The following is a 5245-nucleotide window of genomic DNA, read 5'->3' as shown; positions in this document are numbered from 1 at the left end:
GTGGCGCCGGGGCCGAATGGCCGCTCTCGCGCAAATTCGGCTGCGTCGAGGACATGGCGCCGCGCGTCCTCGAACACGCCCATCGCCTCGGACTCGTGGCGCATGGACTGTCCTTCCACGTCGGGTCGCAGCAACGCAATCCGCGCATGTGGAATCGCGCGCTGAAGTCGGCGGCGGCGGTGTTCCGGGATCTGGCCGAGCGCGGGATCAACCTGCAAATGGTCAATCTCGGCGGCGGATTCCCGACCCAATATCTGAAGCGCGTGTCGGCGGTGCGGACTTATGGCGACGCGATTTTTTCGGCGCTGCGACGACATTTCGGCAATCGCATCCCGGAGACGATCATCGAACCGGGTCGCGGCATGGTCGGCAACGCGGGCGTGATCGAGGAGGAAGTCGTGCTGATTTCCAAAAAATCGGACGACGACAAGGTGAAGTGGGTCTATCTCGACATCGGCAAGTTCAACGGGCTGGCCGAGACCATGGATGAGATGATCCGCTATCCGATCCGCACGGATTGCGATTCGGACCCGCGCGAGCCTTGCGTCTTGGCCGGCCCGACCTGCGATTCAGTCGATGTGCTCTATGAAAAGGAGCCGTATTTGCTGCCCATCAGTCTCGAAATCGGCGCGAAAGTGCTGATCGAGGGAACCGGCGCCTATACGACGACCTATTCCGCCGTTGGTTTTAATGGGTTCCCGCCTTTGAAATCCTACGTGATCTGAGTCCCGCGTCTCAGCTTTTTTCGAAAACAATCGCCGCCCCGCAACGGGCGGCGGCCTCCTCATCCCGTCCGTTGGCTCAGCCGGCGGCCGAAAAGTTCGGCCCGTGGAGGTCCGCATGATCCAGTTCGCCCAAACCGATCCCTGCTTCGGAGGCGCCGTCATCCGTCAGGAGACGTCGCAGGATTTTTTCGCGCGCGAAGCGTTGCTCGACCTTTCCTTCGGCGCGGAGCGCTGGCGCAAGACCTGCGAACGGCTGCGCCAGAATCGCCTGCCGGCGGAAGGGCTCGCCTTCTCCGCGCATGAAAATGGCGTTCTCGTCGGCACTTTGCGTTTCTGGTCGATCGCCGCCGGCGACGGCCACGATGCCCTGCTGCTCGGCCCGATCGCCATCGATCCGTTTATCCGCTCGCGCGGACTGGGCGGCCGCATGATCCGTCACGGCCTCTATGCTGCGCTAGAGCTTGGCCACGGCGCCGTGCTGCTGGTCGGCGACGCGCCCTATTATCAGCGCTTCGGCTTTTCCCGCGTCGGCGCGGAAAACCTCGACCTGCCGGGGCCTGTCGATCGGGCGCGTTTCCTCGCGCTGGAACTGCAACCCGGCGCGTTGGCCGGCGCCAGCGGAATGGTGCGCGCTACCGGCGCCTTCACTCATGATGCCGAATTCCTTCTTCGCGCGGCTTGAGCCTTTGTCGTCAAGCTGACATATCCGCCGTCAAAATAAAGCGACGCAAAAACCTGGGCCACTCCTCATGGCCCCGGGATTTGGCCTTGCCGCCCAATTCAACCGCTCTTCCAGATAAGGATGAAATCATGACAGACTGGCCCGTCCATGGCCGTATTTCCGGCCCGATCGTGGTGATCGGATTTGGCTCCATCGGAAAGGGTGCGCTGCCGTTGATCGAGCGCCATTTCGAATTCGACCACAAGCGCCTGGTGGTGATCGACCCGACCGACGTCGACAAGTCGCTCGCCGAAGAGCGCGGCTACGAGTTCATCAAATCAGCCGTCACCAAGGATAATTACCGCGAATTGTTGACGCCTTTGCTGACGCGCGGCGGCGGCCAGGGCTTTTGCGTCAATCTTTCGGTCGAAACCTCCTCGTTGGCGATCATGGAACTGTGCCGCGAAATCGGCGCGCTTTACATCGACACGGTGATCGAGCCCTGGGCCGGGTTCTATTTCGACACCCATCTCGGGCCGGAGGCGCGCTCCAATTACGCCTTGCGTGAGTCAGTGCTGGCTTCGCGCAGAAAGTCGCCGGGTGGAACCACAGCCGTCTCCTGCTGCGGCGCCAATCCCGGCATGGTGTCGTGGTTCGTCAAACAGGCTCTGGTCAACCTCGCCGCCGACCTCGGGGACAAGGCCCCGGAACCCACGACCCGCGAGGAATGGGGCGCCTTGGCGCAACGCCTCGGCGTCAAGGGCATCCACATCGCCGAACGCGACACCCAGCGGGCCAAGGAGCCGAAGCCGCGTGGAACTTTCGTCAACACCTGGTCGGTGGAAGGCTTTGTTTCAGAGGGCGTGCAGCCGGCGGAACTCGGCTGGGGCACGCATGAGACCTGGTTGCCGGACAACGGCCGCACCCATCATCACGGTTGCCGCGCGGCGGTCTATCTGCTGCAGCCCGGGGCCAACACCCGCGTGCGCAGCTGGACGCCGACTCCCGGCGCACAGTTCGGCTTCCTCGTCACCCATAACGAGGCGATTTCCATCTCCGACTATCTGACGGTGCGCAACGACAGGGGTGACGCCGTCTATCGTCCGACCTGCCATTACGCCTATCACCCGTCCGACGACGCGGTGCTGTCGCTGCATGAAATGTTCGGCAACGCCGGAAAGGTGCAGGACAAGTTCCACATCCTCAGCGAAAACGAGATCGTGGACGGCATCGACGAGTTGGGCGTGCTGCTTTTTGGCCACGCCAAGAACGCCTATTGGTACGGATCGCAATTGTCGGTCGAGGAGACCCGCAAACTCGCGCCCTATCAAAACGCCACCGGCTTGCAGGTGACCTCCGCCGTGATCGCCGGCATGGTTTACGCGCTGGAAAACCCCAACGAGGGCATTCTGGAAGCCGACGAGCTGGACTACAAGCGCTGCCTGGAAATCCAGACGCCCTATCTCGGCCCGATGGTTGGCGTCTACACCGACTGGACGCCGCTGACCAACCGCCCCGGCTTCTTCCCTGAAGATATCGACGAGAGCGACCCCTGGCAGTTCCGGAATATCCTGGTGCGGTGAGGCCGTCTCAAAAATCAGCCAGTGGAAGTCAATAGCTACGTCATGGCCGGCGTGCATCCGGCCATGACGGACGCCAGGAGCCGTGGGCGCCCGGAAATGCGAAAAGTGAAAAAGTGAAAAAGTGGAAAAGTGAAAATGGCGATGCGGAAACGCCATTTGCCAGGCCGACAATGTTCTTGTTTTGTTTCACGTGGAACACTTCGTCCCCACGGCTTGGCCGTCCCGTGCCTTGTCCTTGAAATAAAAGGATTTTTTTAAAGCCTGCCTTCGTCCCGAAAAACTTCGCGCCGCGCCGCCGTAAAACTCAACTTTGCGGTTGAGTTGGTGAAAACAGGTTGAAAACGAACGAAAATGAGCGGAAAGGAACGCAATTTTGTGCAAATCATCCGAAAACCGCGCCTTTTTTCCACATTTTTTTCACCTGCGTCGCGCTCGCTTTTTTTGCAACCTGAGCGCGATTTTGCCGCGCGGCAGATGCGCGCGCCCCAGCAGCGTCTCTGACCGGAGACTTGACTAGCGATCGACGTCGGAACAAGGGATTCCTTTCACAATTTTTCGCCGGGCCGGGAGAGTGGGCATGAGCAGCAATGAAACGGTCGCCCCTGACCAACGGCGGCGAATCATTGTTGCGAGCGTGATCGGGACGACGATCGAGTTCTTTGATTTTTACATCTATGCGACAGCCGCCGTCTCGATATTCCCGCTGCTGTTTTTTCCCAAAGGCGAAGGAACGGCCGCGCTTCTGGCCTCCATGGCCACTTTTGGCGTCGCCTTTGTCGCCCGGCCCATCGGGTCGATTCTGTTTGGCCATTTTGGCGACAGGGTGGGCCGCAAGGCCACGCTGATCGGTTCGCTGCTGCTGATGGGGCTCGCCACTTTCGCCGTGGGATTGCTGCCGCCTTACCACGCGATCGGATTGCTGGCGCCGGCGCTTCTTGCGATCCTGCGTTTCTGTCAGGGCCTGGGGCTGGGCGGCGAGTGGTCCGGCGCCGCATTGCTTGCCGCCGAGACCGCCGCGCCGGGGAAGCGCGCCCAGGCTGCGATGTGGCCGCAACTCGGGGCGCCCTTCGGCTTCATATTGGCGAACGGATTCTTCCTCGTCCTTACGACTGTCTTCGGCTTTCGTTCGGGCGCGGCGCAGGTCGACGATCGTTTTCTGGCGTGGGGCTGGCGCATTCCCTTCCTCCTGTCCATCGTCATGGTTCTGGTCGGTCTTTATGCGCGGATAAAATTGCAGGAAACGCCGGTTTTTGTCCGCGCCCTGGAACGCGGGGAAAAGCTGAAATCGCCCTTGATCGAAGTGGTGCGCAATAATTTTGGCGAGCTGGTTCGCGGCGCCTTCATCATGGTCGCCACCTACGGACTTTTCTATCTGATGACGACCTGGATCTTGTCTTACGCCATCGGCAAGGTCGAGCTGGGCCTGCTGGGCATAGACTATCGGGCGTTTCTTTATCTCCAGCTCATTTCCGTGGTTCTCTTCGCCGGGTTCATTCCCGTTTCGGGCTATCTCGCCGATCGCTTCGGACGACGCCGATTCCTGATCGCGGTGACGAGCGCGATCGTCCTGTTCGGCCTGAGCTTTGGCTGGTTTTTGTCGCGGGCCATCATGGGATCGGGAGATTCGGCGAACCTTGGCCTGATGCTGGTGTTCTTGTGCCTGGGCATGAGCCTCATGGGCCTCACCTTCGGCCCGATGTCGGCGCTCTTGCCTGAACTCTTCCCGACCAACACACGATACACGGGCTCCGGCATAGCCTATAACGCGGCCTCGATTCTGGGCGCCGCACTGACGCCTTTCGTGGCGACCTGGCTTGCATCCAGCTATGGTCCAGGATCCGTCGGCCTCTACCTGGCCTGCCTCGGCGGCTCTACGCTCGCCGCTCTGATACTTAGCGAGGAAACGCGCGCCACAAATCTCGACACCATGGAGCAGGACGCGACGGCGGCCGCCGCGATCGAGACGACATCGCCATAGGCGAGAGGAACTGGTTGGCGGGTCCGTCAATCGCAGTAGTCTTGCCAAGGGTGCGCAATCTGTCTAATCGCGTGGATTTTCCATGGGGGCTTCAGGTCCTGCCGAATGTCGCCAACTGCAAGACGAGGGGATTGCCATGGATATTCCCGCAGACTCAGCAACGGCGGCGGTGCGCATTCGCGAATTGACGGTGGATATTCCGATTTCGGACGAGCAATTCGACGCCTTGCGGGGACTGGGGCGCGACCGCAACGAATTGCGTTCCCGCGTTCATTTCATACGCGCCGTGCTGGGATTG

Annotated in this window: 3 protein-coding genes and 1 pseudogene; all 4 read left to right on the top strand. The window is 61.0% G+C overall.

Annotation, left to right across the window (positions count from 1 at the left end; all coding sequences use genetic code 11):
* Nucleotides 1-725, top strand: a pseudogene (locus tag ACLP2E_RS17145) (ornithine decarboxylase); the annotation flags it as partial.
* Between the two features lie 115 nt (nucleotides 726-840).
* Nucleotides 841-1407 (top strand): GNAT family N-acetyltransferase, encoded by a 567-nt coding sequence (locus ACLP2E_RS17140; RefSeq protein WP_442462887.1) that lies wholly within the window; start codon nucleotides 841-843, stop codon nucleotides 1405-1407.
* 128 nt (nucleotides 1408-1535) lie between these two features.
* The gene (locus ACLP2E_RS17135) at nucleotides 1536-2969 is read left to right on the top strand and encodes a homospermidine synthase (RefSeq protein WP_442462886.1); all 1434 of its coding nucleotides are present in this window, start codon (nucleotides 1536-1538) and stop codon (nucleotides 2967-2969) included.
* A 577-nt stretch (nucleotides 2970-3546) separates the two neighbouring features.
* Complete coding sequence (locus tag ACLP2E_RS17130) at nucleotides 3547-4947, top strand: MFS transporter (protein WP_442466619.1); 1401 nt, start codon at nucleotides 3547-3549, stop codon at nucleotides 4945-4947.
* Nucleotides 4948-5245 lie beyond the last annotated feature (298 nt).

It is taken from the genome of Rhodoblastus sp., from assembly GCF_052145335.1.
Lineage (GTDB): Bacteria > Pseudomonadota > Alphaproteobacteria > Rhizobiales > Beijerinckiaceae > Rhodoblastus.
The sequence above is the reverse complement of the archived record's forward strand: the minus strand, read 5'-3'. Positions and strand labels throughout refer to the sequence as shown.

Coding starts and splice junctions, on each gene's coding strand:
- ACLP2E_RS17130 (WP_442466619.1), top strand. CDS start 3,547: ATGAGCAGCAATGAAACGGTCGCCCCTGACCAACGGCGGCGAATCATT.
- ACLP2E_RS17140 (WP_442462887.1), top strand. CDS start 841: ATGATCCAGTTCGCCCAAACCGATCCCTGCTTCGGAGGCGCCGTCATC.
- ACLP2E_RS17135 (WP_442462886.1), top strand. CDS start 1,536: ATGACAGACTGGCCCGTCCATGGCCGTATTTCCGGCCCGATCGTGGTG.